This is a genomic window from Blautia sp. MCC269 (assembly GCF_018785655.1).
Taxonomy (GTDB): Bacteria; Bacillota; Clostridia; order Lachnospirales; family Lachnospiraceae; genus Blautia_A.
In genome coordinates this window covers 93,783-120,103 of the sequence record NZ_WQQE01000008.1, presented here as the reverse complement: position 1 = coordinate 120,103, position 26,321 = coordinate 93,783, and the positions used below count along the sequence as shown (strand labels likewise).

At 45.5% G+C, this 26,321-nt stretch carries 27 protein-coding genes and 1 pseudogene; all 28 read left to right on the top strand.

What is annotated here, in order from left to right; all coding sequences use genetic code 11:
• The first annotated feature begins 33 nt into the window (after nucleotides 1–33).
• Nucleotides 34–1,026: an ABC transporter permease gene (locus tag GPK88_RS02630; protein WP_173762926.1), complete on the top strand. Its 993-nt coding sequence runs from the start codon at nucleotides 34–36 to the stop codon at nucleotides 1,024–1,026.
• Nucleotides 1,020–1,937, top strand: a complete 918-nt coding sequence (locus GPK88_RS02625) for an ABC transporter permease (protein WP_173762925.1) — start codon at nucleotides 1,020–1,022, stop codon at nucleotides 1,935–1,937. The genes GPK88_RS02630 and GPK88_RS02625 overlap by 7 nt, the downstream gene beginning before the upstream one ends.
• Nucleotides 1,938–2,033: 96 nt before the next feature.
• Entirely contained in the window at nucleotides 2,034–3,620 is a 1,587-nt protein-coding gene (locus tag GPK88_RS02620) for an ABC transporter substrate-binding protein (protein WP_173762924.1), read from the top strand.
• Between the two features lie 25 nt (nucleotides 3,621–3,645).
• A complete protein-coding gene (locus GPK88_RS19240) occupies nucleotides 3,646–5,595 on the top strand; it encodes a dipeptide ABC transporter ATP-binding protein (protein ID WP_274602769.1) in 1,950 nt (649 codons plus the stop codon).
• A gap of 132 nt (nucleotides 5,596–5,727) precedes the next feature.
• On the top strand, nucleotides 5,728–6,672 hold the full coding sequence (gene nikB, locus GPK88_RS02610) for a nickel ABC transporter permease (protein WP_118062337.1): 945 nt from the start codon (nucleotides 5,728–5,730) through the stop codon (nucleotides 6,670–6,672).
• Nucleotides 6,669–7,538: a nickel transporter permease gene (nikC, locus tag GPK88_RS02605; protein WP_173722334.1), complete on the top strand. Its 870-nt coding sequence runs from the start codon at nucleotides 6,669–6,671 to the stop codon at nucleotides 7,536–7,538. Before nikB ends, nikC begins: the two co-directional genes overlap by 4 nt.
• Nucleotides 7,539–7,584: 46 nt before the next feature.
• A complete protein-coding gene (locus GPK88_RS02600) occupies nucleotides 7,585–9,141 on the top strand; it encodes an ABC transporter substrate-binding protein (RefSeq protein ID WP_173722333.1) in 1,557 nt (518 codons plus the stop codon).
• Nucleotide 9,142: 1 nt separating this feature from the next.
• Entirely contained in the window at nucleotides 9,143–9,946 is an 804-nt protein-coding gene (locus GPK88_RS02595; protein WP_148446036.1) for an ABC transporter ATP-binding protein, read from the top strand.
• Nucleotides 9,946–10,710: an ABC transporter ATP-binding protein gene (locus GPK88_RS02590; RefSeq protein ID WP_114001506.1), complete on the top strand. Its 765-nt coding sequence runs from the start codon at nucleotides 9,946–9,948 to the stop codon at nucleotides 10,708–10,710. Before GPK88_RS02595 ends, GPK88_RS02590 begins: the two co-directional genes overlap by 1 nt.
• A gap of 161 nt (nucleotides 10,711–10,871) precedes the next feature.
• The gene (locus tag GPK88_RS02585; protein ID WP_173722330.1) at nucleotides 10,872–11,366 is read left to right on the top strand and encodes a GNAT family N-acetyltransferase; all 495 of its coding nucleotides are present in this window, start codon (nucleotides 10,872–10,874) and stop codon (nucleotides 11,364–11,366) included.
• Between the two features lie 14 nt (nucleotides 11,367–11,380).
• Entirely contained in the window at nucleotides 11,381–12,658 is a 1,278-nt protein-coding gene (locus GPK88_RS02580) for an MBL fold metallo-hydrolase (protein ID WP_243278937.1), read from the top strand.
• Between the two features lie 72 nt (nucleotides 12,659–12,730).
• On the top strand, nucleotides 12,731–14,170 hold the full coding sequence (locus GPK88_RS02575; RefSeq protein WP_173762921.1) for a hypothetical protein: 1,440 nt from the start codon (nucleotides 12,731–12,733) through the stop codon (nucleotides 14,168–14,170).
• 104 nt (nucleotides 14,171–14,274) lie between these two features.
• Nucleotides 14,275–14,598 carry a helix-turn-helix domain-containing protein gene (locus GPK88_RS02570; RefSeq protein ID WP_148446028.1) on the top strand — a complete coding sequence of 108 codons (324 nt, stop codon included), beginning with the start codon at nucleotides 14,275–14,277 and terminating at the stop codon, nucleotides 14,596–14,598.
• 162 nt (nucleotides 14,599–14,760) lie between these two features.
• Nucleotides 14,761–15,063 (top strand): urease subunit gamma, encoded by a 303-nt coding sequence (gene ureA / locus GPK88_RS18775; RefSeq protein WP_148446026.1) that lies wholly within the window; start codon nucleotides 14,761–14,763, stop codon nucleotides 15,061–15,063.
• 12 nt (nucleotides 15,064–15,075) lie between these two features.
• On the top strand, nucleotides 15,076–15,435 hold the full coding sequence (gene ureB / locus GPK88_RS18770; protein ID WP_148446024.1) for an urease subunit beta: 360 nt from the start codon (nucleotides 15,076–15,078) through the stop codon (nucleotides 15,433–15,435).
• Nucleotides 15,436–15,447: 12 nt separating this feature from the next.
• On the top strand, nucleotides 15,448–17,169 hold the full coding sequence (ureB, locus tag GPK88_RS02560; protein ID WP_148446022.1) for an urease subunit beta: 1,722 nt from the start codon (nucleotides 15,448–15,450) through the stop codon (nucleotides 17,167–17,169).
• Between the two features lie 106 nt (nucleotides 17,170–17,275).
• Nucleotides 17,276–17,782: an AmiS/UreI family transporter gene (locus GPK88_RS02555; RefSeq protein ID WP_148446020.1), complete on the top strand. Its 507-nt coding sequence runs from the start codon at nucleotides 17,276–17,278 to the stop codon at nucleotides 17,780–17,782.
• Between the two features lie 18 nt (nucleotides 17,783–17,800).
• The gene (locus GPK88_RS02550; RefSeq protein WP_173762377.1) at nucleotides 17,801–18,280 is read left to right on the top strand and encodes an urease accessory protein UreE; all 480 of its coding nucleotides are present in this window, start codon (nucleotides 17,801–17,803) and stop codon (nucleotides 18,278–18,280) included.
• Between the two features lie 9 nt (nucleotides 18,281–18,289).
• A complete protein-coding gene (locus tag GPK88_RS02545) occupies nucleotides 18,290–19,003 on the top strand; it encodes an urease accessory protein UreF (protein WP_173762376.1) in 714 nt (237 codons plus the stop codon).
• A 19-nt stretch (nucleotides 19,004–19,022) separates the two neighbouring features.
• Nucleotides 19,023–19,631, top strand: a complete 609-nt coding sequence (gene ureG / locus GPK88_RS02540; protein ID WP_173762375.1) for an urease accessory protein UreG — start codon at nucleotides 19,023–19,025, stop codon at nucleotides 19,629–19,631.
• Nucleotides 19,632–19,648: 17 nt separating this feature from the next.
• Nucleotides 19,649–20,452 carry an urease accessory protein UreD gene (locus tag GPK88_RS02535; RefSeq protein ID WP_173762374.1) on the top strand — a complete coding sequence of 268 codons (804 nt, stop codon included), beginning with the start codon at nucleotides 19,649–19,651 and terminating at the stop codon, nucleotides 20,450–20,452.
• Between the two features lie 159 nt (nucleotides 20,453–20,611).
• Nucleotides 20,612–21,799 (top strand): annotated as a pseudogene (locus GPK88_RS02530) (endonuclease Q family protein); the annotation flags it as partial.
• Nucleotides 21,800–21,813: 14 nt separating this feature from the next.
• The gene (locus GPK88_RS02525; protein WP_148446010.1) at nucleotides 21,814–22,263 is read left to right on the top strand and encodes a metallophosphoesterase family protein; all 450 of its coding nucleotides are present in this window, start codon (nucleotides 21,814–21,816) and stop codon (nucleotides 22,261–22,263) included.
• 132 nt (nucleotides 22,264–22,395) lie between these two features.
• Nucleotides 22,396–22,758 carry a CidA/LrgA family protein gene (locus GPK88_RS02520; RefSeq protein ID WP_148446008.1) on the top strand — a complete coding sequence of 121 codons (363 nt, stop codon included), beginning with the start codon at nucleotides 22,396–22,398 and terminating at the stop codon, nucleotides 22,756–22,758.
• Entirely contained in the window at nucleotides 22,755–23,447 is a 693-nt protein-coding gene (locus GPK88_RS02515; RefSeq protein ID WP_173762373.1) for an LrgB family protein, read from the top strand. The genes GPK88_RS02520 and GPK88_RS02515 overlap by 4 nt, the downstream gene beginning before the upstream one ends.
• Nucleotides 23,448–23,680: 233 nt before the next feature.
• Nucleotides 23,681–23,935 carry a hypothetical protein gene (locus GPK88_RS02510; RefSeq protein WP_148446006.1) on the top strand — a complete coding sequence of 85 codons (255 nt, stop codon included), beginning with the start codon at nucleotides 23,681–23,683 and terminating at the stop codon, nucleotides 23,933–23,935.
• 15 nt (nucleotides 23,936–23,950) lie between these two features.
• Complete coding sequence (locus GPK88_RS02505) at nucleotides 23,951–24,937, top strand: helix-turn-helix transcriptional regulator (RefSeq protein ID WP_148446004.1); 987 nt, start codon at nucleotides 23,951–23,953, stop codon at nucleotides 24,935–24,937.
• A 261-nt stretch (nucleotides 24,938–25,198) separates the two neighbouring features.
• A complete protein-coding gene (locus tag GPK88_RS02500; RefSeq protein ID WP_330384911.1) occupies nucleotides 25,199–26,203 on the top strand; it encodes a biotin--[acetyl-CoA-carboxylase] ligase in 1,005 nt (334 codons plus the stop codon).
• Nucleotides 26,204–26,321 lie beyond the last annotated feature (118 nt).

Sequence of the window (26,321 nt, the reverse complement as noted above, 5' to 3'; positions counted from 1 at the left end):
CATGTAAGTAAAGGGAAATGGGAAAGGAAAATTATGAACAAAGAAAATAAACTGGTCATCCGGATCCTGAAACGGATCCTTCTGCTTGTAGTGGTTATGTTTCTGCTGTCTGTGATGGTGTTCTGGCTGGCGAGACTGGCGCCGGGAGATCCCCTGCAGTCCTTTTACGGAGATTCTCTGGAAATGATGACCAGCGAGGAAGTGGCTGCGGCCAGAACAAGACTGGGACTGGATCAGGGGATCGGGGTACAGTATGTAAGGTGGTTTGCCAATGCAGTCCATGGTGATTTCGGATTGTCGCTGAAATACAGGCAGCCGGTTATGAATGTGATCAAACCGCTGATCGGAAATACTCTGGTGCTGGGAGGAATCGCTTATATTGTGATCTTTATACTGGCAGTTCTGATCGCCATATTCTGTACGCTCCATGAGGATCAGTGGATCGACCGGCTGATCTGCAAGATCGGAACAGCAGCCTATTATGTGCCGGCTTTCTGGCTTGGTGTGGTACTGATCCTGATCTTCAGTGTAAATCTTGGATGGTTCCCAAGCAGCGGTGCCTATGATGTGGGAATGGCAGATAGTATCGGCAATCGTATGAAGCATATGATCCTTCCGCTGGTAGTAATGATCTTCAGCCATCTCTGGTATTACGCATATATGATACGTAACAAATTCCTGGATGAGGTGCGGAAGGATTATGTACTTCTTGCCAGATCCAAGGGACTTTCCAAAAGAAAGATCCTGTGGAAGCATTGTCTTCGAAATGTAATGCCGACGATCGTGAGTATCATGGCAGTTTCGGTACCCCATGTAACCGGTGGGACTGTAACTGTGGAAGCTGTTTTCAATTATGCGGGAATTGGAAACCTTGCAGTGGAATCTGCAAAATATCATGATTATAATCTGCTGATGATCGATGTGCTGATCACGGGATTTATCGTATTTTTAAGCAGCTTTGTTGCACAGACTGTCAATGAAGAGATCGATCCAAGAATGAAGGATTCGGAGGTGAGGGTATGGTAGTTGACCGGAAGCTTTCAGAAGCTGAGCTTTTTCAGGTAGTTGGTGCCGGGTGGAAGCAGCAAGAATCTGAAAAACGGAAAAAAACATTTCAGGAAAAGCTGAAGGGGAAACCGGTATTTTCTGCGTTCCTGCTTTTTCTGATCGTTTTGGGCTGTGTATTTGCAAATGTTGTGGCAAATCATGATCCCTCAGGTTTTTATCTCCAGAATCTGAATACACCGCCGGGAAAGGAATTTATCTTTGGAACGGATTCGCTTGGAAGAGATATTTATTCACTGATTTGGTATGGCGGAAGGGTTTCTCTGGTGATCGGGCTTCTGGGAGCTGCGATCATTACTGTGATCGGTGTTACCTACGGATGCATCAGCGGAACAGCAGGTCCAAAGGTGGATTCAGTTCTGATGCGGTTTACGGAAATGTGCGGAAGTATTCCGACCCTTCTGCTGATCCTGATCCTGTCTGCGGTCCTTCAGGCCAATGATGTGATCAGCATATCTGTGATCATCGGTATTACCGGGTGGTTTGCACTGGCACGTATTGTAAGAAGTGAAGTGCGGCAGATAAGGAACAGTGATTATGTGATGTATGCAAGACTTTGCGGAGGAAGTTTTGGATATGTGATGTATCACCATCTGATCCCGAATTTTGTTTCGGCGATCATGTTTGTGGTGATCTCTTCGATAAGCAGCTGTATTACCATGGAATCTACATTAAGCTTTCTTGGCCTCGGGCTTCCGGCTGATGTAGTCTCCTGGGGAAGTATGCTCTCGCTGGCAAATAAAGCACTGATCATGAATACCTGGTGGGTGATCGTGATCCCAGGAGTTTTTCTGGTCATTACTTTAATGTGCATTACCAGTATGGGAAGCTTTGTGAGAAGTGAGGTAAATAACCATTACAGCAATCTCTGATGCAGTCAGAAAAAAAATATTTGGACGCAAACCGTGATAAAACATTCCGAAGTGTGGATAACCGGTTTGAAAATAAGGAAAGATGAGGAAAACAAAATGAAAAAGAGAACAGGAATCAACTATGGAAGAAAATATGCGGCGATAACACTGGCAGCAGTGACCGCAGCATGCACAGGAGCATCGGCAGGCAGTGCGGTAACCGTAGCTGCAGCAGAAGAAAACAAAACCCTGGTATATGCGGGTGAGTCAGAAAGTACGATCAATCCCCTTCTGAATAACCATGATGAACTTCCGGATCTTATTTTTTCAGGACTGATGAAATATGATGCCAATGGAAAGCCGGTAGAGGATCTTGCAGAGAGCTATACCTTTGACAGGGATACCAATACCTATACTTTTAAGCTTCGAGATGGTGTTAAGTGGCATGATGGAGAAGATTTCAATGCAGAGGATGTTGTATACACCTATAAGGAGCTTACAGAGGATGAAACCCTGGGAGCCAGTATCACCAGCAACTATCAGGACATTACAAGCATTGAGGCACCGGATGATCAGACGGTGATCTTTACACTGGATCAGTATGATGCTGCCATGCTGGATTACTTTACCATGGGAATCCTTCCTGAGCATCTTCTGGAAGGAGAGGACGTGAATACCACATCCTTTAACCAGAATCCGGTGGGAACAGGCCGTTATAAATTTGAAGACTGGGATGCTACCGGTGGAATGATCACACTGAAACGAAATGAAGATTATTACGGAAAGGTTCCGAATATTGAAACCGTTGTATATCGTACAGTATCGGATGAGACTACAAAGGCAACCATGCTCCAGTCCGGTGAGGCGGATCTTGCATGGCTGAATTCCAACTACGCTTCTCAGTTCAAGGATAAGGACGGATATAATTACTGGGAGTTCACCACAGCAGATTACCGTGGAGCAGCCATGGATATGAGCACAGATTTCTGGAAGGAAAACGGAGATTCTATCGGCGTTCTGAATTATGCGCTGGATAAGGATTCCATTATTGCAGGTGTTCTTGCAGGACAGGGAGAGCCGGCATACAGCCCGATCCAGAGAAACCCTCTCGGAACAGATAAGGAAGCCAATATCTACTCCTATGATCTGGATACCTTTGCAAAGAAGATGGAAGAGCTGGGATGGAAAAAAGGTGATGATGGGATCTATGAGAGAAACGGACAGAAATTCCACTTTACCATCCAGGTACGTGATTACGAAGAAGAGCGTGTGGATATTGCCAATGTCATGTCTGATATGCTGAAGCAGGCTGGTGTGGAAATGGAAGTAAAGCTTGTTACCAAATTTGACTGGGATGCAGGATACAATGGATTTCTTGCCGGCTATGCAACACAGTTTGACCCGGATATGGCATATGTAAACTTTGTAACCGATGCAAGTGGAAACAACATGCATTATTCCAATGCAGATGTGGATAAATATCTTGAGGAAGGCCGTCACGGTGAGACTGAGGAAGCCAGAAAAGAAGCATATAGTGAATTCGAAAAGGCATACGCCGAGGCACCTGGAATCCTTCTGGTTGCTTATCTTCAGGGAGATTATGTAGGCGTTTCCGGACTTGACGGACTGGATACCACACGTGTTCTGGGGCATCATTCCGTAGGTGTTATGTGGAATATTGAAGACTGGACCATTACAAAATAAGGAAAAGATCATGCAGGAAACCGTTTTGGAATTAAAAAACTATTCGGTAAGCTTTGACACACCGGACGGCGAGGTACAGGCCGTCCGGAATGTTGATCTCACGGTAAAAAAAGGAGAGATACTTTGTATCGTAGGTGAGTCCGGATGTGGAAAAACCGTTATGTGCCGTAGCGTGATGAAGCTTCTGCCACCGAATGCACATGTAAAAAGCGGAGAGATCAGTCTCTGCGGAGAGAATATCACAGCCTATAAAAGAAAAAAAATGGAAAAGCTGTGCGGAAGTAAGGTAAGTATGGTGTTCCAGGACCCTATGCTGACGCTGAATCCGACGATCCCGGTTGGCAAACAGATCACAGAGGCTATTATCAAAAATCAGAAAGTATCCAGGGATGAGGCGAAAAAAAGAGCTGTGGAAATGCTGAAGCTGGTAGGGATTCCGGATGCAGAACAGCGCTATGGACTGCAGCCTCATTTTTTTTCCGGAGGAATGCGTCAGCGTTGTGTGCTGGCTATTGCACTGGCCTGTGATCCGGAAATATTATTTGCCGATGAGGCGACTACAGCACTGGATGCAACCGTGGAAGCAAAGATTCTGGATTTGCTTCTTGAGCTGAGAGAAAAAACAGGGATCAGTATTGTGTTCATATCTCATGATCTGGGAGCTGTTGCAAGGATCGCAGACAGAGTTGCAGTTATGTATGCAGGAAAGATCATTGAGATCGGGACAGCAGAAGAGGTTTATTATGATCCCCGGCATCCTTATACCTGGGGACTTCTGTCTTCTCTGCCTGTATTTGCAGGTGAAAAAGGGGAGCTGAATCCGATCCCCGGAATGCCGCCCTCTCTTTTGAATCCTCCGCCGGGAGATGCGTTTGCCGTTCGAAATCCCCAGGCGCTGGCAATCGATTATGAACAGACTCCTCCGATGTTTAAAGTCAGTGATACGCATTATGCAGCCACATGGCTTCTGGATGAAAGAGCTCCGAAAATAGAAAAGCCCTCCATTTTGAAGGACAGATTACAGGAAAACAGCGGCCGTAAACAGAAACCGGATAAAAAGGAAGCGTCATTTTTACAGAAAACAGAACAGAAACAGGCGCCTGTACTGATCGAAGCCAGAAATCTGAAGCAGCATTTCCGTATCCGTTCCGATTATACGATCCATGCAGTGGATGATGTTTCCTTCAGTATCCGGGAAGGTGAGATCATGGCACTGGTGGGAGAGACCGGCTGCGGAAAATCCACGACAGCCAGAACGCTTGCAGGAATCTACCGGCCTACAGGCGGGGAGATCTTTTATCAGGGAGAAAGAGTGCCGGATAAAAAGGATCCTTTCGGAATGCGGAAGAAAATGCAGACGGAGATCCAGATGATCTTTCAGGATTCAGGCGCTGCACTGAATCCCCGAATGAGCATACGGCAGATCATGCTGGAGCCTGTAAAGATCAGCCGCAGGATCCGTGACAGAGAAATGCTGGAGAACAGGCTTCGGGAAATCCTGAAGGAGACAGGACTGGATGAAAGCATTCTTTCGAAAAAGCCGGGAGAGCTTTCCGGTGGACAGAGACAGAGAGTTGCCATAGGAAGAAGCCTTCTCATGGAACCACGTCTTATCATTGCAGATGAACCCATCGCATCGTTGGACATTTCTATCCAGGCACAGATCGTCATGCTTTTTAAAAAGCTTCAGCAGGAAAAAAGATTTTCGTTTCTTTTTATTGCCCATGATCTGTCCATGGTACGTTTTTTAAGTGATACAACCGGTGTGATGAAAAGCGGAAAGCTGGTAGAAATGGCACCTACAAAAGAGCTTTTTGAAAATCCGCAGCATCCTTATACACAGTCCCTGCTTTCTGCGATTCATATCCCGGATCCGCTGGAAGAGAGAAAACGGAGGCTGATCGAGTATGAAGAGCCACAGTCTCTTGGAGAGGGCTGGAAAGAATTATCCGCATGTCACTGTGTGAGAATATAAGAACATGATGGAATACATATGCATGACAAAATGGAATATGTAAAATCCCCCCGCCGGGGTTGTGGCAGAACAGCTGTGTTGTTAAACTTTTGTTATTCGAAATACTGAGAAACAAAGTGCGGAGAGGAAAATATGGGAAAATATATAATAAAACGGTTGCTGCAGCTGATCCCGGTCCTGATCGGGATCACATTTCTTTCTTTTGCCATGATGCGGCTTGCCGGCGGAGATGCAGTAACTTATATGTATGAAAATGCAGGCTCTGCAGTATCCCAGGAAGTCATTGACAAGGCAAAGGCAGAATATGGCCTTGATAAACCATTCCTTGTACAATATGCTGCCTGGTTTGCGGGAATGGTAACCGGAGATATGGGAGAGAGCTATGTGTCTCACAGAGATGTCTATGAAACCTTTATTTCAAAGCTTCCGGCAACGATGATGCTGACTCTGTCATCAATCCTTCTTACAATTGTTCTTGCGATCCCGTTGGGAATCCTGTCAGCAGTAAAGCACAACAAATGGGTAGATTATCTGATAAGATTTTTAAGCTTTATCGGCAATTCCATGCCGAATTTTTTTGCTGCCATGGTCCTGATGTATTTTCTGTCCATCAGGCTGGGCGTTTTACCGGTAGTCACAAATACAGATCTCGGACAGAGTATTATTCTGCCAACACTGACACTAGCAATCTCCATGGCTGCAAAATATACCAGACAGGTGCGTGCCACGGTTCTTGAAGAACTGAATAAGGATTATGTGACCGGAGCCCGGGCAAGAGGGATCCGCAGTCGTGTGATCATCTGGAAGAGTGTAATGAAGGCTTCCATGCTGACGATCATCACACTGCTGGCTCTGTCCATCGGCAATCTTCTGGGAGGAACTGCCATTGTGGAAAATATCTTTATGTGGGATGGTGTCGGAAAACTGGCGGTAGATGCGATCACCATGCGTGACTATCCGATCATCCAGGCTTATGTGGCCTGGATGGCGGTTATTTATGTTCTGGTAAATCTGGTGACAGATATTATTTACCACTATCTGGATCCGAGAGTACGACTTGGAGGTGACAGAGCATGAGTGGAAAAAATAATATCACAGTCCGGAAGCAGAAGATCCGGAAAAATCATACAAAAGCAAAGCTTGTCTTTTTTCTTGTGCTTACAGCATTGCTTCTGTTTGTAGCGGCATTTGCAAAATATCTCTGCCCTTATGATCCTTATGCCCAGGATCTGGCACTTGCCCAGAAACCGCCGGGACCGGAGCATCTGCTCGGGACAGACCGTTATGGAAGAGATATGCTTTCCCGTGTGATCATAGGAAGTACGACCAGTATTTATGCAACGCTGTTCTTGGTTGCGGTGATCACTGTGGCGGGAACGGCTATTGGTATTTTCTGTGGTTGGAAGGGCGGCAAAGCCGATACCGTTCTGATGCGTATCTCCGATCTGTTCCTGGCTTTTCCGGGACTGGTATTTGCCCTGGCAGTAGCAGGTGTTCTGGGAGGCGGTATCCAGAATGCGATCATTGCCCTGGCAGTGATCAGCTGGCCGAAGTTTGCGAGACTTGCCAGAGGGCTTACTCTGACTCAGAAGGACTCTGCATATCTTATGGCTGCGAAGCTTTCCGGAAGCAGTACAGGAAAGCTTCTGTTCAAACATATCCTTCCCAATATCGCAGGCCCCATCCTTGTTACCTCAGTTCTTGATATCGGAACCATGATGATGGAGCTGGCAGGACTTTCCTTTCTCGGGCTTGGGGTAAAGCCTCCAATGGCAGAATGGGGAAGTATGATCAACGATGGAAGAAGTATGCTGCAGATTTCACCATGGATGGTACTTGCGCCGGGAATGGCGATTTTTATTACAGTAATGATCTTTAATCTTCTGGGAGATACGATCCGGGATTATATGGATCCGAAGGAACGAAACAGGAGAAAAGGATAACAGGCACTTATAAATAAACATAATAGAGAAAGTGAGAGCGGAGATTATGAAGAAAAAGATTCTGGCAGCAGTGCTTGCAGCGGCAATGGTCATGAGCATGACAGGAGTTTCGGCAGCAGCAAAAAGCAAAGAAAAGAGTGAAGGAACTACCTTTGTTTACGGAACTACCGGATATAGTGAAGAAATGGGAGATGCAGGATTAAACCCTCACGACAATTATTCCGGATGGAGCTGTCTTCGTTATGGCGTAGGAGAAACACTGTTTAAGTACAATGACAACATGGAGGTAGAGCCATGGCTTGCTACAGACTATGAATTTACAGATGATAATACAGTAAAGATCACCCTTCGTGATGGTGTGAAATTTTCCAGCGGAAGAACCATGGACGGAGAAGCGGTAAAGGAATGCCTGGAGGATCTGATCGCAAACCATGACCGTGCACCTTACGATATGAAGATCGATAAGATCGAAGCAGATGGAATGACAGTAACGATCCATACTTCCGAACCATGTCCGGCACTGATCAATTATCTCGGTGATCCATATGGTGCTATCATTGATATGGATTATGGCGTACAGGGAGAGGGCGGCTCTGCAAATGTGGCAGGAACAGGCCCTTATGTTGCAACAGAGGTATCTCCAACAGAGATTAAGCTGGTAAAAAATGAGGATTACTGGGGCGGAGATGTAAAGGTAGACAACGTTATCGTAAAATCCTTCTCAGACGGAAGTGCTCTGACAGCGGCATTGCAGACAGGCGATATACAGGGAACCTATGGACTTCAGTATGATAACTATGCACTTTTTGACGGAAATCCGGACTATCAGATCAGCTCTGTAGCAACAAGCCGTTGTTTCTTCGGACAATTTAATATGGAATCCGAGCTGATGCAGGATCAGAATGTGAGAAAAGCCATTGAGATGGGAATCGATAAGGACGGCTTCTGCAGTGTGATCATGGAGGGACGAGGTGTTCCGGCAGTGGGAGCCTTCCCAAGCAGCTTTTCCTATGGAAACGATGCAGTAAAGGCACCGTCCTATGATCCGGAAGAGGCGAAAAAGCTTCTGGAAGAATCCGGATGGACAGATACGGATGGAGATGGCTATGCAGATAAGGACGGAAAGAAGCTGTCCATCACATGGCTGACCTATCCAACCCGTCTGGAACAGCCTAAGCTTGCAGAATATGCACAGTCCACTTTAAAGGACATCGGAATTGAGGTCAATGTTAACAATACAGCAGATCATGCGACGTATGCGAAGAACGGAGAATTTGATGTATATGTAAGCTCACTTACAACTGCACCTACCGGTGATCCGGAATATTTCTTCACAAGTACAGTTGTATCTGACGCTGCCAAAAATTATGGCAAATACAGCAATTCGGATGTTGATGATATCGTAGCGAAGCTGCATGAGACCTTTGATACAGATGAGAGAGGTAAGCTTGCTGTGGAAGCACAGCAGACCATTCTGGATGATGATGCGTATTTCTTTGTTTCTCATCTGAATATGGGACTTGTGTCAAAGTCAAATGTATCAGGGCTGACTGCTCATCCATGTGATTATTACGAGATCACGGCAGATCTGGAAGTGAAATAAGATGGAGTCATTGTTGAAGCTTGAGCATGTGACGATCTGCTACAACGGAGAGCCGGTTGTACGTGATGTGGATCTGGAACTAAATAAAGGGGAGATCCTGGGTGTGGTAGGTGAATCCGGAAGCGGAAAAAGTACCATTATCAAGGCAATCATGGGACTTCTGGGAAATGAAGGCATGGTGACAGAAGGGGATATCTGGTACAAAGGAAAAAATGTGGTGGATATGCCGGAAAAAGAATTACGCAGACTTCTGGGTCCTGAGATCGCCATGGTCTTTCAGGATTCAGGAGCAGCCCTTTGTCCCATCCGCACCGTAGGCGATCAGATCTATGAGAGTATGCGGGAGCATGAAAGGATCAGCCGTAAGGAATGTGCGGAGCGTGCCGTCCGGATGATGGCTAAGATTGGCCTCAAGGATGGGGAACGTGTTTTGCAAAGCTATCCCTTTGAATTGTCCGGCGGCATGAATCAGCGTGTGGGAATCTGTATTTCCATGCTGCAGAATCCGTCGCTTCTTCTGGCAGATGAGCCTACCAGTGCCCTGGATGTAACCATACAGAAACAGGTAGTTGAGGAAATGCTGCTGATGCGTGAGGAATACGGAACAGCCATGATCGTTGTCACACACAACATCGGTGTGGTGGAAAAAATGGCAGATAAGGTTCTGGTACTGAAAAACGGAAAGGTGAGGGAATACGGAAAAACAGCTCAGGTTCTGACAGCTCCGGAGGATCCCTATACAAAAGAGCTTATGAGTTCGGTACCTCGTCTGAAACGTACAGGCACCGGAAATGGAGGCAGATGATGGCAGAAAACAAAAACATTCTGGAAGTGCATCATTTGAAAAAAAGCTTCATCACCGGTAAAAAATCCTTCACGGCTGTAGAAGACGTAAGCTTTTCTCTGAAAACGGGGGAAGTATTAGGAATCGTAGGTGAATCCGGCTCAGGAAAAAGCACTGTGGCGAAGATGATCACACATCTGACAGAACCCACCGCCGGAGAAATTTTTCTCATGGAAAAGGATATCACACATGCAAGGGGAAAAAATCTCCGGGAAATCTACCGGGAAATGCAGATGATTTTTCAGACACCGGCAGAATCCTTTGACCCCAGATGCACTCTTGGGGACGGAATCGGGGAAAGTCTCCGGAATATGGGGATAAGTAAGAAGGAAACCAGGAACCGTGTGGAAAAACTTCTTCTTACCTGCGGACTGACTCCGGAATATGCAGATCGGTATCCCCATCAGGTCAGCGGAGGGGAGTGCCAGAGAGCGGCTATTGCCAGAGCCCTGGCTGTGGAACCCAGAGTGCTGATCTGTGATGAAGCAACCAGCGCCCTGGATGTGACTGTGCAGAAACAGATCATGGAGCTGCTTCAGAAGTTAAAAAAAGAAAACCAGCTATCCTTTCTTTTTATCTGCCATGACCTGGCCCTTGTCCAGCTGTTCTGCGACCGGGTGATCGTGATGCATGACGGACATGTGGAAGAGGAAGGGACACCGGAAGAGATCATTGAGCATCCGAAGACAGAGTATACGGAGCAGCTGATCCGGTCGGTGCTGTGATAATGACAGATAAAAACAAAAGAACGAAGTCCTCAGTAGTGCGAATACTGAGGGCTTTTTTGTATGTTACACGTTGACGCATTTTCCCTCACCCGATATAATTAAAAAAGAACCAAAACCGAATGAAAACGGAATAAATAATATAGAGGAGACCACAAAAAATGGCAGAAAATTTACAGATCAGACTGGCAGATCCAAAGGAGGCAGACCGTCTGGCAGAAATCGAGGCAATCTGTTTCCCACCTGCGGAAGCAGCAAGCCATGAGGACGTTGTGAACCGTATGGGAGCATTCCCGGAGAACTTTGTAGTAGCGGTAAAGAACGATCAGATCGTAGGATTTATCAACGGAGGAACCACAGATAAACCGGTACTTCCGGACGAATTTTATCATGATATCACTCTTCACAAAAAAGACGGAGAGATCCAGACCGTATTCGGACTGAACGTGATCCCAGAATACCGTCATCAGGGAATCGCCGGAGAACTTGTGGAATACTTCAAGAACCTTGCGAAAGAGCGTGGAAAAAAAGCCCTGATCCTTACCTGTAAGGAGCATATGATTCCATTCTATGAGAGCCACGGACTGAAGAAACTGGGCGTTGCAGATTCCTGCCACGGCGGAGCAACCTGGTATGATATGCAGATCTGGTTCTGAGAGAGGAAAAACAAATGAGAATACGAATGTACAATGTAGGATTCGGGGACTGTTTCTGCATTCGTGACAGAAAAAGCAGCCTGCTTGTGGATTTCGGGGCAGCCAACAGCAAGATCGAAGGACGGCCGCGCAGAGAAGTTTTTGACGTGATCATCTCAGACCTTACCACCATCCGCAAAAAAAATCTTCTTCTGACACATTTTCATCCGGATCATGTTTCCGGACTTCTTTATATGATGCGTTATCGGAGAGATGCCTACGAATTTGAAAAAATCTATCTTCCTGATGTGTTTTCCGGTCCGGAAATGAAATACACACTGGCACTTCTGCTCCTTGCGGATGTGACAAAAAAAGCCAGCCTTCCGGGAAGACGTGTGAGCCTTTTTGCCCTGGCAGAAGCCCTTTGCGCCAGAAAAGTAAAGATCGACCTGTTATCCAGAGGCTCTGAGTTTGAGGGAAAGTATACAGCACTCTGGCCGGATGTCAGTGAAGTCAGCCGGGAGACTGAGGAGGTATTTAATTCCCTGATCGAGAATCACGAAAACGCGATGACAGAGCTTGTGAACATTGCGGAGGAAGTGAGAGAGCTGTTTCTGTCCATGACAGAAGATAAAAAAGAAGCCGGACTTTCATCGGCAGACGAGGATGAGGAGAAAGTTACAGAACAGCAGGAGAACGGAGAATCTTCTGCGGAGCATACGCAGATAAAATTGGAGTTTGACAGCGAAGAGAAAGCTTTGGAAGATGTTGAAAAAGAAAAAATGCGCCGTCTCAGACCGGAAAAGCTGGAAAAGAAATTCCGTGAATTACAGGCGACAGAAGAATTTCAGGCACTTCTGGAAAGTGCGGAAAAACAGGGGCATTCCCTGCGGCAGTTCCGTCATAAGATCAGCCTGGCATTCCAGAATACCAGCGATGGTGAACTGAACCTTCTGTTTACCGGTGACGTACAGCCACAGTATATGAAGATGATTGTAGAGAACTACGATGGAAAGATTCCGCTTCATGAGCATTACTGGTGTATCAAGGTACCTCATCATGGAACAGAATCCCATTTCTTTGACTTCAGCGGTTTTTCCCCGGAGAACATGATGATCCCCAACGGAGCGTACTATGATAACAGCAAAAAGAAATCCAAAAATCAGCGGACGTCCATGCAGTATGGCGGATTATTCTATATCAGTGATGCCCACATGTATTGTTCTAACTGTGACTGTTGTGACAGTTATGAAAATGGCTGTTCCTGCAGAGAGTATGATGTAATTTCGCCATCCTATTATAAGGATATCTGATTAAGGGTCAGAGAGAAAATTTTTAATCTTCCTGATGAAGACAGAATGTATGAAAAAGAAAGAAGAGATTGTATGGATACAACAAATGAAAAACAAAGAGCAAAGAATCTGACCAGCCTGAATATTATTGCACTTCTTATTGCAATTCTTCCATTTCAGCTTACCTGGATTACTTATGCAGCAGGAATTTATTTTCCGTTTTCCTGGCTTTTGCAGCTTCTGGAGGCATTTGCAACAGGAATGGTTATTGTTTATGCATATCACAGAGAGTGGATGTATGTAATTATTTACGGCGTTTCCAGTACAGTTGGAAGAATTTTGCTCTGTCTGGTGCAGCTGAGTATGGGATATTATTTTTCTGGATGGAATATTATAGAGCTGGTTGCGGGAGCTGCAGTTGCCGGCGCCCTGTTTCTGGAGGAAGAGTATCTTCAGGAAAATTCCTCCAAAATTTTTATTATGACAGGATCTTCCATAGTTCTTTCATTGCTAACACAGTGGATTTCCATATTCAGAATACTGTTTTTTTACAGATATTCCATAGGAATTACAAGCTTTTCCCCTTCTCTGGATATGTTGATAATACTGGGTGTTGTTCTGATGTTTCTTGAGGAGAGTGACACGTTTTACAGCATTTTCTGGGGAAAGACAGAACAGCCGGGCTGGATGAGACAGCGCCAGATAAGGACGTACAGAAACAGTGGTTCAGTTGCTGTACAGGGCACTGGAAACGGTTTGGCTGTGATTGGCGGAAATCTGTTTCTGGCATTTGCGATTTTGTATTCGCTGCTTCTGGTATATGATATTTTTTCCGGATTTTCCATATTCAAGATATTTTTCAGCATTTTCAGTATTCTGACCTGCGCCGGAATCTGGATGGCGTACAGTTCCGTAAAAACCAACAGCCCCAGTTCCGCCGGATTTACAATGGTGTTTGTCATTATGATAATAAAAATTGTAGGAATTACACTTCTTGGCTTGGCGGTTACAGTGGGAGGTGCAATTGCGTGGGCGGCTTATGATACGGGAATTGCGATCGGCTGGGCCATTGGCTGTTTAGTGGTGGTTCTGATTACACTGGCTTATTATGGAACACTGGGAAAAACGGTAGAAGATCTGTCGAAAGCAGCTAAAGGGGGAAGAAACGGTATTTCAACTTATATCTATTCCATGGTTGGACTGGGATTCCTTGCTTTCCGGAAACTGCTGACCCTTATCTGGTCTCTGGCGCTTGCGGCAACGGCCCGTGGAATTACCAATGGTATGTATGGATATGGAAATGATTTCTCATCTTACATAGAACAGCTGTTTGAAGAGGCTGGCCTGGGGTACAGCTATGGTTACCGGGCTTCCTCATCCCTGACGCAGTCAATGATCCGGCCGCTAGCAGACTGGATTCAGAAAACTCTTGGATTATCCACAAATCCGCTTATTCTCATTGCAGCAGTTGCAATGCCAATACTTGAAATTATTATTCTGGTACAGATCCGCGCAGCGGAAAATCGTAGATGACAGATAATAAACAGATCTCTCTGGGGGAATAATAAATCTCTTAAAGATGATTTCCAACCTTCAATTATCCACGTATCCTTTTCAAAAAAGGAGTTGGAATACAAATGAAGGACGGATTATTAGGAGATACGATCCGACAGGCGAGAATGGACAATAAGATGACACAGGAGCAGCTGGCAGAAGCGATCAATATCAGTCCCACGCATATGAAACACATCGAAAGTGAACACAGGAAACCTTCCGTAGACGTACTGTTTTCCCTTGCGGATGTACTGAGTTTTTCCATGGATGCCATGCTTATGGAAACGCAGTCTACCGATCATGCAAAACGTGTAAATGAAATCAACCTGCTGATGAACAAATGCACAGATGAAGAGCTGGATATTTTTCTGGCAGCTTTGCGTGAACTGATGAAGCAGAAGAGATGAAATGGATAATTTTCCACAGGCAGCTTGACTTCCACAAAAAAATCATATATAATCCACTCATTAACGCAGACAAAGGAGTCTATAAATTCCTTTGCCTGCGTTTTTTATTTGGACTAAATTAGTCAGAACTAACCAATGACAGGCAAAAAGGAGGAAGAAACGATGAGACTTACCCCGAAGGAACAGGAAAAACTCATGCTCCATATGGCCGGAAATCTGGCAAAGGAGAGGAAGGAACGCGGACTGAAACTGAATTATGTGGAAGCGCTGGCTTATATAAGCTCAGAGCTTCTGGAGCTTGCACGTGACGGCAAAACAGTCGTGGAACTGATGCAGCTTGGAACCAAGATCCTCACAAAGGACGAGGTGATGGAAGGCGTGGCAGATATGCTTGGCGAAGTGCAGGTGGAAGCAACATTTCCTGACGGAACAAAGCTTGTGACTGTACACAATCCGATTCAGTAAGGAGGAATTGACATGAAAATTGGTGAAATCATTCCCGCAGACAGAGAAATTACACTAAACGAAGGGAAAAAGACCACAAAAATTCTGGTTGCCAACAAAGGCGACCGTCCTGTACAGGTAGGTTCTCATTTCCATTTTTTTGAAGTAAACAAATGCCTCTCTTTTGACCGTGAGGCCGCTTATGGATATCATCTGGATATTCCGTCCGGTACATCGGTACGTTTTGAACCGGGTGAAGAAAAAGAGGTACAGCTGACAGAGATGGGCGGCAGAAAACGCGTATTTGGTCTGAATGACCTGACAAGAGCAAGGGCAGCAGAGGACACTAAGAAAGCCTCCATGGAAAAGGCAGCATTAAAGGGATTCTTATAAGGAGGGACACAAATGAGCGTAAAAATTTCCGGTGAAAAATATGCAATGATGTACGGCCCTACAGTTGGCGACAAGGTAAGACTTGCAGATACCAGTCTTGTAATCGAGGTCGAAAAAGATTACACCACATATGGAGACGAGGTGAAATTCGGCGGAGGAAAAACCATTCGTGACGGAATGGGTCAGTCGGTAAAAACATGCAGCCGTGACGGAGATCTGGATCTTGTGATTACCAATGCTCTGATTGTGGATGCCACAGGAATTGTCAAAGCCGATATCGGAATCAAAGACGGAAAAATTGTCGGAGTCGGAAAAGCGGGAAACCCGGATATCATGGATGGTGTGACTCCCGGAATGACGGTAGGAGCTTCCACAGAAGCACTGGCAGGAGAAGGTATGATTGTCACAGCCGGTGGTATTGATACCCACATTCATTTCATCAGTCCGCAGCAGATTGACTGTGCCCTGTACAGCGGTGTCACAACCATGATCGGAGGCGGAACCGGTCCTGCAGATGGAACAAATGCAACAACCTGTACTCCGGGACCGTGGAATCTTAAGATGATGCTGAAAGCTGCCGAGGAATATCCGATGAATCTTGGTTTCCTCGGAAAAGGAAACTGCTCCGATGAGGCTCCACTGATCGAACAGGTAAAAGCCGGTGCCATGGGACTGAAGATCCATGAAGACTGGGGAGCAACACCGGCAGTAATTGACCATTGCCTGAATGTTGCGGATGAGTATGACGTGCAGGTTGCTATTCATACAGATACCTTAAATGAGGGTGGATGTGTGGAAGATACTCTTGCTGCCATCGGTGGAAGAACCATCCATACTTACCATACAGAGGGTGCCGGCGGCGGACATGCACCGGACATTATCCGTGCTGCTGCCGCAGGAAATGTTTTGCCATCTTCTACAAACCCGACCATGCCGTATACGGTAAATACGCTGGACGAGCATCTGGACATGCTGATGGTATGCCACCATCTGGACAAAAAAATTCCGGAGGACGTGGCTTTTGCAGACTCCCGTATCCGTCCTGAGACCATTGCAGCGGAAGACGTTCTTCACGACATGGGAATTTTCAGTATGATGAGTTCCGATTCCCAGGCAATGGGACGTGTAGGAGAAGTTATCACACGTACCTGGCAGACAGCCAGCAAAATGAAAGATGAGCGGGGGGCCCTTCCGGAAGACGAAGGAAAAGGAAATGACAATTTCCGTGTAAAACGCTATATTGCAAAATATACCATCAATCCAGCCATTACGCATGGAATTTCCAGTTATGTAGGATCTGTTGAGGAAGGAAAACTTGCAGACCTTGTTCTGTGGAATCCTGCATTTTTCGGTGTAAAGCCGGATATCATCATCAAAGGCGGAATGATCATCGCTTCCAAGATGGGCGATGCCAATGCGTCCATTCCAACTACACAGCCGGTTATGTATCAGCCAATGTTTGCTGCTCATGGAAAAGCAAAGAACGAGGCATGCCTTACTTTTGTTTCTCAGGCTGCATATGAGGCGGGCATTAAGGAGGCTTATGGTCTGGAAAAAACAGTCGTGCCTGTAAAAGGATGCAGAAACATTGCCAAGAAGGATATGGTATTCAACAACCGTACACCGGAAATTACCGTAGATCCTGAAACTTATGAAGTAACGGTAGACGGAGAGGCCATTACATCCAAACCTGCCGAGAAACTTCCGCTTACACAGCTCTACAATCTGTTCTAAAAGACATAGCAGTTAATATTCGTTCGGACTGCAGTCTTCCGGGACGCGTAAAGGTCTCCGGAGACTGTTTCCGGACGGACAGACTTTACCATAGGGAGGAAAACAGATGTTAGGAGTATGCCTTTTATTTGTAGGAATTGTTCTGATCAATAACGGAATGTGTACCTTATATAATGTAGATGGAAAATCCGCTGCAGTTATGAATATTTTTACAGGCGGACTGTCTCTGTTTATTAACTTTGTAAACCTTGTACAGGGAAATTACTATGCGGCGGGAACAGGACTTCTGTTCTGCTTTACCTACCTGTTTGTCGCTTTTTCAAAAATTCTGAAACTGAATCCGGTTCCTTTTGCCTGGTTTTCCACATTTGTAGCTGTCAATGCAGTTGTATTTGGAACCATTGAGGGATTTTTGGGCAGCGAGGTTCTTGGAATTACACCGGATCTTCGCTGGGCAGGAATCTGGTATCTCTGGGCAATTCTCTGGGGAACAGCCTTTGTGGAGGACATCATGGGCAAAAAACTTGGAAAATTTGTTCCGGGGCTTCAGGTGTTTGAAGGAGTGGTTACAGCCTGGATACCGGGCGTAATGATGCTTCTTGGAGTATGGTAAAAACAGAGGAGAAAATATATGCTTTGTGAAAAAATTCTGGGAAAATTAAAGGATTTTGATCTGACCGGAAAAACGGTGGAATATGTGGATATTGAGTGGCATGAAGCGTTCAAGAAAATTCACAGAAAGATTACGGACAAAGACCGTGAAATAGGGATTCGCCTGGATGATTCCGTGCTTACAAGAGGACTTTTTCAGGATGATGTGATCGGTGAAGAGGATGGAGCGATAATTGCTGTGAATACACCGCCCTGTGAGGTAATCGAAGTATCTCTGGAACCGGGACATGAAAAATATGTGGCAAAAGTCTGCTATGAGATCGGAAACCGCCATGCACCGCTTTTCTGGGGAGACCAGGAAAACACATTTATTACAATCTATAATGAACCGATGATGGTTATGCTGGAAAAGATTCATGGTGTAAAAGCAGAGAAAAAGACTGTGAAACTGGACTTTGACCGGAGAATCTCAGCAGCTGTCCACAATCATCATCATTGAGGAATCTGTATGGATAAAAAGAAAGAAATCCGCCGTTTTTTTCTTCTGCAGGTAAATGATGCTCTTTTTCCAATCGGAGGTTATTCCCATTCCCAGGGACTGGAGACGTATATTCAGCAGGGAAGGGTCCATGATGAAAAAACGGCGGCAGAATATATCAGCAAAAAACTGAAACTGAATCTGGCCTGCACAGATCTTCTGGGTGTAAGACTGGCTTATGAATATGCACTGAAAGAAGATGTGGATGCGCTGGATATACTGGAAGAAATCCTGGGTGCATCCAGAATTCCCATGGAACAGAGAGAGGCATCCAGAAAAATGGGTTCCCGCTTTACGAAAACGGTCTGCAAACTTCCACAGGAAAAAATTCCTATGGAAAAGAGAGAAGTTTTTGAAAAATATCTGGAAACCCGAAAGGGAAAACCGGTAAGCCACTGCTGTGCATATGGGGTATTTTGTGCCGCTCTTGGTATTGAAGAGGAAGAGACTCTTTATCACTATCTTTATGCCCAGACATCTGCAATGGTGACCAACTGTGTAAAGACTATCCCGCTGAGTCAGAGTGCGGGACAGACACTTCTCTGCGGGTGCTATGAGGAATTCGAAGAAATACTGTCCTATATTATGGACTGTACGGAGGACGATCTCTGCCTGTCCGCACCTGGATTTGATATTCGCGGAATTCAGCATGAGAAGCTTTACTCCAGACTTTATATGTCGTAAACAGAGAGGAGATTTTTTTATGTCATATGTAAAAATCGGTGTTGCCGGACCGGTTGGTTCCGGAAAAACAGCGTTGATTGAAGCCTTATCCAGAAAAATGGCAAAGGACTACAGCATTGGTGTTATTACAAACGATATCTACACCAAGGAGGATGCCCAGTTTCTTGCAAAAAACAGTGTACTTCCGGTAGAACGTATCATCGGTGTTGAAACCGGAGGATGCCCTCATACTGCCATCCGTGAGGATGCATCCATGAATCTTGAGGCTGTGGATGAAATGATGGAACGCTTTCCTGACATTCAGCTGCTCTTTATTGAGAGTGGTGGAGACAATCTTTCTGCAACGTTCAGCCCGGAGCTTGTCGATGCGACGATTTTTGTTATTGATGTGGCAGAAGGAGATAAGATTCCGAGAAAAGGAGGACCGGGTATTACCAGATCAGATCTTCTGGTGATTAACAAGATTGATCTTGCACCTTATGTTGGTGCAAGTCTTGAAGTTATGGAACGGGATTCCAGAAAAATGAGAGGGGAAAGACCTTTTGTGTTTACCAATATCCGCGGAGATGAGAACGTGGATACAGTTGTGGAATGGATCAAAAAGAATGTATTGCTGGAAGGTCTGTAAGAAAGGCGGGATAATTTTTGTCTGAGAATAAATTTGGAAAACTTTCCAGGCTTTCTCTGCGTACCGGATTAAGAAATGGAAAGACGATAATAGAAGATGTTGCTTTTACCGCACCTTATAAGATTATGAATCCCTTTCCAAAGAAAAACGGAGGAATCTCGGTAATGCCACTGTGTGCTTCTGCGGGGATTATGGAAGGAGACAGACAGGAGTTTGATTTTTCTGTGGCAGAAGGTACAGACATGGAATTTTTGTCCCAGTCTTTTGATAAGGTTCATAAGATGAAAGAAGGAGAGGCTGTCCGTCACGTAAAGGCTCAGGTGGAGAAAAACGCTGTTTTTTATTATTATCCACAGCCTGTGATTCCTTATGCCCAGTCTGCCTTTGACAGTACCATGGAAATTGATCTGGCAGACGAAAGTGCCAGGTTGTTTCTGCTGGAAATTATTTCCTGCGGAAGAAAGGCATCTGATGAGCAGTTCCGGTATCGGAAATTTGCGTCCAGAGTGAATATCCGACGGGAAAACCGGCTGGTTTACCGGGATAACACGCGTTATATTCCGGAAATAATGGACATGAAGTGCCTGGGAATGTATGAGGGGTGTACGCATATGGCAAACATATTCTTAAGTGGTCCGGCAGGCGATATGCAGGAGAAAATCTGGGAAATTCTGGAAGCTGAGAAGGAGTGTGACGGTGGCGTGACACAGCTGGTCCACGGAGATCTGGCTGTCCGTATTCTGGGACACCGTGCTCAGAAACTTCAGGAAGTGGCAGAGGAAATCAAGGCAGTTTTTGAAGAAAAAGAGAATCCCTTTTGAGGGGATTCTTTTTTTATGGGAATTTTTTCATAACAGGAAAATGGAAAACAGGATGTACATGCCGCCGGTGGGAAATTATAATACAGGTAGGAATGCTTTACTACAGGAGGAAAAATTTTGAAGCAGATTGCAGATTTACACATCCATTCCAGATTTTCCATGGCAACAAGTAAAGACGGGACGATGGAGATGTTGGATCTCTGGGCCAGAAAAAAGGGAATTACACTGATTGGAACAGGAGATATGACACATCCGCTCTGGAGGCAGGAATTAAAAGAAAAGCTGATTCCGGCGGAGCAGGGCCTCTTTCGGCTGAAAGAGGAGTATGTTCTCCCCGAAGCCTTGCAGTATCCGGGAAACGTCCCCAGATTTGTGTTGTCAGGAGAAATCAGTTCTATCTATAAAAAAGACGGAAAAACCAGAAAGGTACACAGCCTGATCCTGCTTCCCGGATTCCATGAAGCAGATGCTTTTGCCGCAAGGCTTGAAAAAATCGGAAATATCCATTCCGATGGCCGGCCTATTCTGGGGCTGCCCTGCCACGATCTTCTGGAAATCATGCTGGAAGTCAGTGAGGAAGGCATGTATATTCCGGCGCATATCTGGACGCCACATTTTTCTCTGTTCGGGGCAAAATCCGGTTTTGATACCATAGAAGAGTGCTTCGGGGATCTGACACCGTATATTCATGCGCTGGAGACGGGATTATCTTCAGATCCGGTGATGAACTGGCAGATTTCGGCACTGGACGGTTATCAGCTGGTATCTCATTCAGATGCCCATTCACCATCCAAACTGGGAAGAGAGGCAGATCTTCTGGATATGGAACTTTCTTACGAAGGTCTGTGGAATGCTGTCCAGAAGGGGGAAGGGCTTGAGGGAACTATTGAGTTTTTTCCGGAGGAAGGAAAGTATCATTACGACGGACACAGAAAATGTGGTGTCTGTTTAAGTCCACGGGAAGCCGAAAAATATAATGGAATCTGTCCGGTCTGTGGAAAGAAACTGACCATGGGAGTGGATCACAGAATTCTGCAGCTTTCGGACAGAGATGAAGGTGCGGCTGCCATGCCGGAAAGTGGACGACCCTATGAAAGCCTTGTGCCTTTACCGGAGGTGATTTCCGCCTGTGTGGGATTTTCCACAGCAAGCAAAAAAGTTCAGGGACAGTATGAAATGCTTCTTGGAAAACTGGGTGCCGAATTTGAAATTCTGCGTAAGGTACCCTGTGAAGATATCCGGACTGTGGGCGGGGCTTCCCTGGCGGAGGGAATTCGTCGCCTTCGTGCCGGAGAAGTTATACGGAAACCAGGATTTGACGGAGAGTATGGAAAGATAGAATTATTCTGACGGAGGAAGATATGAAAGAAAAAATTGGGATTATCTCAGATACCCATGGCCTTCTGCGCCCGGAGGTGCTGGAAATTTTGAAAGACTGTAAATACATTCTTCATGCGGGAGATGTGAATAAGGATGAGATTCTGGACGTGCTGCGTTCTATGGGAAACCTTTATGTGGTTCGTGGAAATAATGACAAAGACTGGGCAGAAAACCTGCGTACCAGTTTAAGCTTTACCATCGCCGGAGTGAAATTTTTTATGGTTCATAACAAAAAAGATGTGGCATGGGATCTGGGAGACACGCAGGTTGTAATTTTCGGGCACACCCATAAGTACTTTGAAAAGTACGTAGATGGCCGTCTGTGGCTGAATCCGGGAAGCTGTGGAAGAAGTCGTTTTGGAGGAGAGGTCACTATGGCGGTAATGACCGTGGAGGACGGACAGTATCAGATAGAAAAGATTATACTGTAGCTTTTTTGTACTTTATGGGAAACAATCCTTGTAATTTAAGATTTGGAGCGTATAATAAGAAAACGTTTAAAACAAAAAGTGGTAAGACCACTTTTGCAATGTCCGTTTGAAATGAATCAGGAGGGATGTAACATGAAGTACGTGCAGCAGTTCAGCATCATCCTGCTGATTTCCGTCATTGGAGAATTACTGAAAACTTTTCTCCCACTTCCGGTACCGGCCAGTGTTTATGGTCTGGTGATTATGCTGGTGGCACTGCTCACAGGTATTCTGAAACTGGATCAGGTAAAAGGTGCGGCAGATTTTCTGGTTGAGATTATGCCGGTGATGTTTGTGCCGGCAGGTGCGGGGCTGATTACAGCCTGGAGTTCTCTGAAACCGATCTGTGTACCGGTTCTCATCATGACGTTTATCAGCACGGTGGTTGTAATGGTCGTAACAGGAAAAGTGACACAGGGAGTAATCCGAAAAGGAAAGAGAGGAACTGAAAAATGATGGAATTCATAAAAAACTCCGCATTTTTCGGAGCGATGATAAGTCTGATTGCCTATGAGATTGGTCTTATCCTGAAAAAGAAATTTAAAATGGCGATTTTCAATCCCCTTTTGATTTCAATCATCTGTGTCATTGGTGTTCTTCTGATATTCCACATTGATTACAATGATTATAACGAAGGTGGAAAATACATCAGTTATCTTCTGACACCGGCAACCGTATGCCTGGCAGTACCTCTTTATGAGCAGATCCATCTGCTGAAAAAGAATCTCAAGGCAGTAGCAGCTGGAATTATTTCCGGAACCCTGGCAGGACTTTGCAGTATTCTGCTTATCTCCAAACTGTTTGGTTTCAACCATCAGGAATATGTCACTATGCTCCCGAAGTCCATCACAACAGCTATCGGAATGGGTGTTTCCGAGGAACTTGGCGGCATTGTGACGATCACAGTTGCCGTGATCATTATCACAGGAGTTCTTGGAAATATGATCGCAGAGGTTGTGTATAAGATTGCAAAGATCGAGGAGCCGATCGCAAGAGGACTTGGACTTGGGACTTCCGCCCATGCCATCGGAACAGCCAAAGCCATGGAGCTTGGTCCTGTGGAAGGTGCTATGAGCAGTCTTGCTATTGCAGTGGCCGGTTTGCTTACTGTTGTAGGCGCATCGGTATTTGCCGGAATGATGTAATCCTGTTTCCATAGAAAAGAAATGTGTATGAAAGGTCTGCTGTTATTGGCAGACTTTTTTCTTGCTGTAAAATCGAACATATTTTTGTGCAAAATAAACAAATGTTCGGAAAAACCATGTTTATACCGTTTTATCGGACTTATAATGCGCTATAATACCAACATACAGAAAATATGTTTGGAAAATATGTTCGATAAATCGTGAATGAACATATAACAGGGAGGATGGATCTTATGTGGAATACAGAGAACAGCAGGAAGGTTGCACTGGCAGAGGGAAGATACGTGGAGACAGAGCACAGACACACCGGGAAGCAGAAGCTTTCTTCCGGAATGGCTATGATTCTGGGAGCACTTCTGACAATAGAGATCATGATCGGTGGCGCGATGATCCTTAATTTTGATTTTAAGGGAGCGGATATCATTGCTGTTGTGCTCGCATTCATGGTATTATACTTTGCAGTGGTTGCCTCACTGACAGATAAATAGAACGGAGGAGTCGGAATGCCCAGGGTTTTTAACCAGAAAATAAAAATTTTATATCTGATGCGTGTTTTTCTGGAACGGACAGATGAAGAACATCCGATGTCTGTGAAGGAACTGATCATTTATCTGAACAGCCTGGGAATCAGCGCAGAGCGCAAAACCGTATACGATGACATTGAAACATTACGGAATTTTGGAATGGACATTCTCAACCGCAGAGAACAGCCGGCAGGTTTTTATCTGGCCAGCCGGAAATTTGAGCTTCCGGAACTGAAACTTCTGGTAGATGCGGTACAGTCGTCCAGATTTATTACCAGTGGGAAGTCCCGCCAGCTGATCGGGAAGCTGGAGAGCCTTGCGAGTGTCCATGAGGCCAGACAGCTGCGTCGCCAGGTTTTTGTGCAGAACCGTGTGCGGACTATGAATGAGAGTGTGTATTACAGTATTGATGAGATTCAGAGAGCACTTACCGAGGATCAGCAGATTTCGTTTCAGTACTGCGAATGGACAGTGGAGAAGGAGCTGCGGCTGAAGAAGAATGGAGAACGGTACCGTGTCAGTCCCTGGGGACTTGTGTGGCAGAATGAGAATTATTATCTGGTCGCCTGTGATGAGAAGTGTGGCAGAGTGAAGCACTACCGGGTAGACAAGATCATGCAGATCCGCCTTGAGGAGGCAGCCCGCAGCGGCAGGGAGCTTTTTGAGAATTATGATGCGGGAGAGCTGACATCCAGAACCTTTGGGATGTTTGGCGGTAAAGAAGAAACCATATGTCTGGAAGCGCATAACCGTCTGGTCGGAGTTGTACTGGACCGGTTTGGCAGGGACATTATGATCCAGAGGAAGGATCATGAACATTTCAAAACGCTGGTCCGTGTAAACGTCAGTGATCAGTTTTTTGGCTGGATAGCCAGTCTTGGCCCGGATGCGGTAATCGCGTCACCAGATGATGTACGCGGCAGGTACCGGGAATTTCTTGAGAAAAGTCTTTCTAATTACAAATGATAAATCTATACCAAAGAAAATCTGCGTATACTACAGATTCAGGAAGATTTATTCCTGAATCTGTACGTTTTCTGCAGAAATAATTCCCAAAAAAATTAATGAAAACAGACAAAAATGAGAAAAATTATATAATAAACATATCTGAAATATAAAAATAATATAGACAGCATATGTAAAAAAGATAATAGACATCGCGATGTTTAAGTGCTATAATGCTTTCGTCTCTTGGAAGGGAACAAATTTTGCCATTTCAGGCAGATTATGGACGGTGAAGATATGACTGTAAAAGCAAGAATGCTGAAGCTTCTGGAGCAGCACGAGAATGAACTGATATCCGGAGAAGCGGCAGCAGCAGAACTGAACTGCACAAGGGCAGCCATCTGGAAAGCTGTGAAATCCCTTCGGGAAGAGGGATATACCATAGAAGCGGGACCAAACAAAGGCTATGTACTTCGAGGCGGCAGCCGTTTATCAGAAGAAGGAATACGGCTTTACCTCGATCATCCGGATGTCCCTGTAAAAATATACAGAGAACTGGATTCTACAAACCGGGCAGCCAAGGAGGCTGCATTTTCAGGAGAAGCAGGCCATGGCGCACTGATACTGGCGCGCAGGCAGAAAAGCGGAAGAGGCCGCAGAGGCAGAAGTTTTTATTCCCCTGAAAATGCAGGACTTTATATGAGTATCGTTCTAAGACCAGACCGGACTCTGAAGGAAGGCCTTTTGATCACGACAGCGGCAGCAACTGCAGTGTGCCGTGCTGTGAAGAAAATCTGCGGGATTGACCTTGGGATCAAGTGGGTCAATGACCTGTATCTTCACGACAGGAAAGTGTGTGGAATACTGACTGAGGCTGTTACAGACTTTGAAAGTGGAAACATCGAGTTTGCGGTTGTTGGAATCGGATTGAATCTGTATGTACCGGAAGACGGATTTCCGGAAGAGATACAGGAAACGGCAGGTGCACTGTTTGGAAGCAGGGAGGCTGCAGAACATGTGAACTGCAGTATTCTTGTGGCGGAGATTGCCAATCAGCTTCTTATGGAAGTAGAAACTCCGGGACTTTCCAGAGAATATACAGAAAATAATATCATTCCTGGAAATATGATCGTGATCACAGACGGAGCGCGTACAAGGGAGGCTTATGCCGAGGCTATAGCACCGGATGGAAGGCTTGTTGTAAGAGAACAGGATGGTTCAGAAACCCTGCTTTCCTATGGAGAAGTTTCCGTACGCAGGAAGCCGGATGAGGATCAGTCAAAATGAATTGTCTATTTTGCACAAAAAATAGATACATTTTTATGCAAAACAGGCAAAAATAATATTGACATTCTGGAAATGCGGAGTAAAATAAAGTCAACTACAAGGCGTGGTCATACCAATT

What these genes read in the sequence shown, in the direction of transcription:
- GPK88_RS02630 (WP_173762926.1), top strand. Translation starts at nt 34, where the DNA reads ATGAACAAAGAAAATAAACTGGTCATCCGGATCCTGAAACGGATCCTT.
- GPK88_RS02625 (WP_173762925.1), top strand. Translation starts at nt 1,020, where the DNA reads ATGGTAGTTGACCGGAAGCTTTCAGAAGCTGAGCTTTTTCAGGTAGTT.
- GPK88_RS02620 (WP_173762924.1), top strand. Translation starts at nt 2,034, where the DNA reads ATGAAAAAGAGAACAGGAATCAACTATGGAAGAAAATATGCGGCGATA.
- nikB (WP_118062337.1), top strand. Translation starts at nt 5,728, where the DNA reads ATGGGAAAATATATAATAAAACGGTTGCTGCAGCTGATCCCGGTCCTG.
- nikC (WP_173722334.1), top strand. Translation starts at nt 6,669, where the DNA reads ATGAGTGGAAAAAATAATATCACAGTCCGGAAGCAGAAGATCCGGAAA.
- GPK88_RS02600 (WP_173722333.1), top strand. Translation starts at nt 7,585, where the DNA reads ATGAAGAAAAAGATTCTGGCAGCAGTGCTTGCAGCGGCAATGGTCATG.
- GPK88_RS02595 (WP_148446036.1), top strand. Translation starts at nt 9,143, where the DNA reads ATGGAGTCATTGTTGAAGCTTGAGCATGTGACGATCTGCTACAACGGA.
- GPK88_RS02590 (WP_114001506.1), top strand. Translation starts at nt 9,946, where the DNA reads ATGGCAGAAAACAAAAACATTCTGGAAGTGCATCATTTGAAAAAAAGC.
- GPK88_RS02585 (WP_173722330.1), top strand. Translation starts at nt 10,872, where the DNA reads ATGGCAGAAAATTTACAGATCAGACTGGCAGATCCAAAGGAGGCAGAC.
- GPK88_RS02580 (WP_243278937.1), top strand. Translation starts at nt 11,381, where the DNA reads ATGAGAATACGAATGTACAATGTAGGATTCGGGGACTGTTTCTGCATT.
- GPK88_RS02575 (WP_173762921.1), top strand. Translation starts at nt 12,731, where the DNA reads ATGGATACAACAAATGAAAAACAAAGAGCAAAGAATCTGACCAGCCTG.
- GPK88_RS02570 (WP_148446028.1), top strand. Translation starts at nt 14,275, where the DNA reads ATGAAGGACGGATTATTAGGAGATACGATCCGACAGGCGAGAATGGAC.
- ureA (WP_148446026.1), top strand. Translation starts at nt 14,761, where the DNA reads ATGAGACTTACCCCGAAGGAACAGGAAAAACTCATGCTCCATATGGCC.
- ureB (WP_148446024.1), top strand. Translation starts at nt 15,076, where the DNA reads ATGAAAATTGGTGAAATCATTCCCGCAGACAGAGAAATTACACTAAAC.
- ureB (WP_148446022.1), top strand. Translation starts at nt 15,448, where the DNA reads ATGAGCGTAAAAATTTCCGGTGAAAAATATGCAATGATGTACGGCCCT.
- GPK88_RS02555 (WP_148446020.1), top strand. Translation starts at nt 17,276, where the DNA reads ATGTTAGGAGTATGCCTTTTATTTGTAGGAATTGTTCTGATCAATAAC.
- GPK88_RS02550 (WP_173762377.1), top strand. Translation starts at nt 17,801, where the DNA reads ATGCTTTGTGAAAAAATTCTGGGAAAATTAAAGGATTTTGATCTGACC.
- GPK88_RS02545 (WP_173762376.1), top strand. Translation starts at nt 18,290, where the DNA reads ATGGATAAAAAGAAAGAAATCCGCCGTTTTTTTCTTCTGCAGGTAAAT.
- ureG (WP_173762375.1), top strand. Translation starts at nt 19,023, where the DNA reads ATGTCATATGTAAAAATCGGTGTTGCCGGACCGGTTGGTTCCGGAAAA.
- GPK88_RS02525 (WP_148446010.1), top strand. Translation starts at nt 21,814, where the DNA reads ATGAAAGAAAAAATTGGGATTATCTCAGATACCCATGGCCTTCTGCGC.
- GPK88_RS02520 (WP_148446008.1), top strand. Translation starts at nt 22,396, where the DNA reads ATGAAGTACGTGCAGCAGTTCAGCATCATCCTGCTGATTTCCGTCATT.
- GPK88_RS02515 (WP_173762373.1), top strand. Translation starts at nt 22,755, where the DNA reads ATGATGGAATTCATAAAAAACTCCGCATTTTTCGGAGCGATGATAAGT.
- GPK88_RS02510 (WP_148446006.1), top strand. Translation starts at nt 23,681, where the DNA reads ATGTGGAATACAGAGAACAGCAGGAAGGTTGCACTGGCAGAGGGAAGA.
- GPK88_RS02505 (WP_148446004.1), top strand. Translation starts at nt 23,951, where the DNA reads ATGCCCAGGGTTTTTAACCAGAAAATAAAAATTTTATATCTGATGCGT.
- GPK88_RS02500 (WP_330384911.1), top strand. Translation starts at nt 25,199, where the DNA reads ATGGACGGTGAAGATATGACTGTAAAAGCAAGAATGCTGAAGCTTCTG.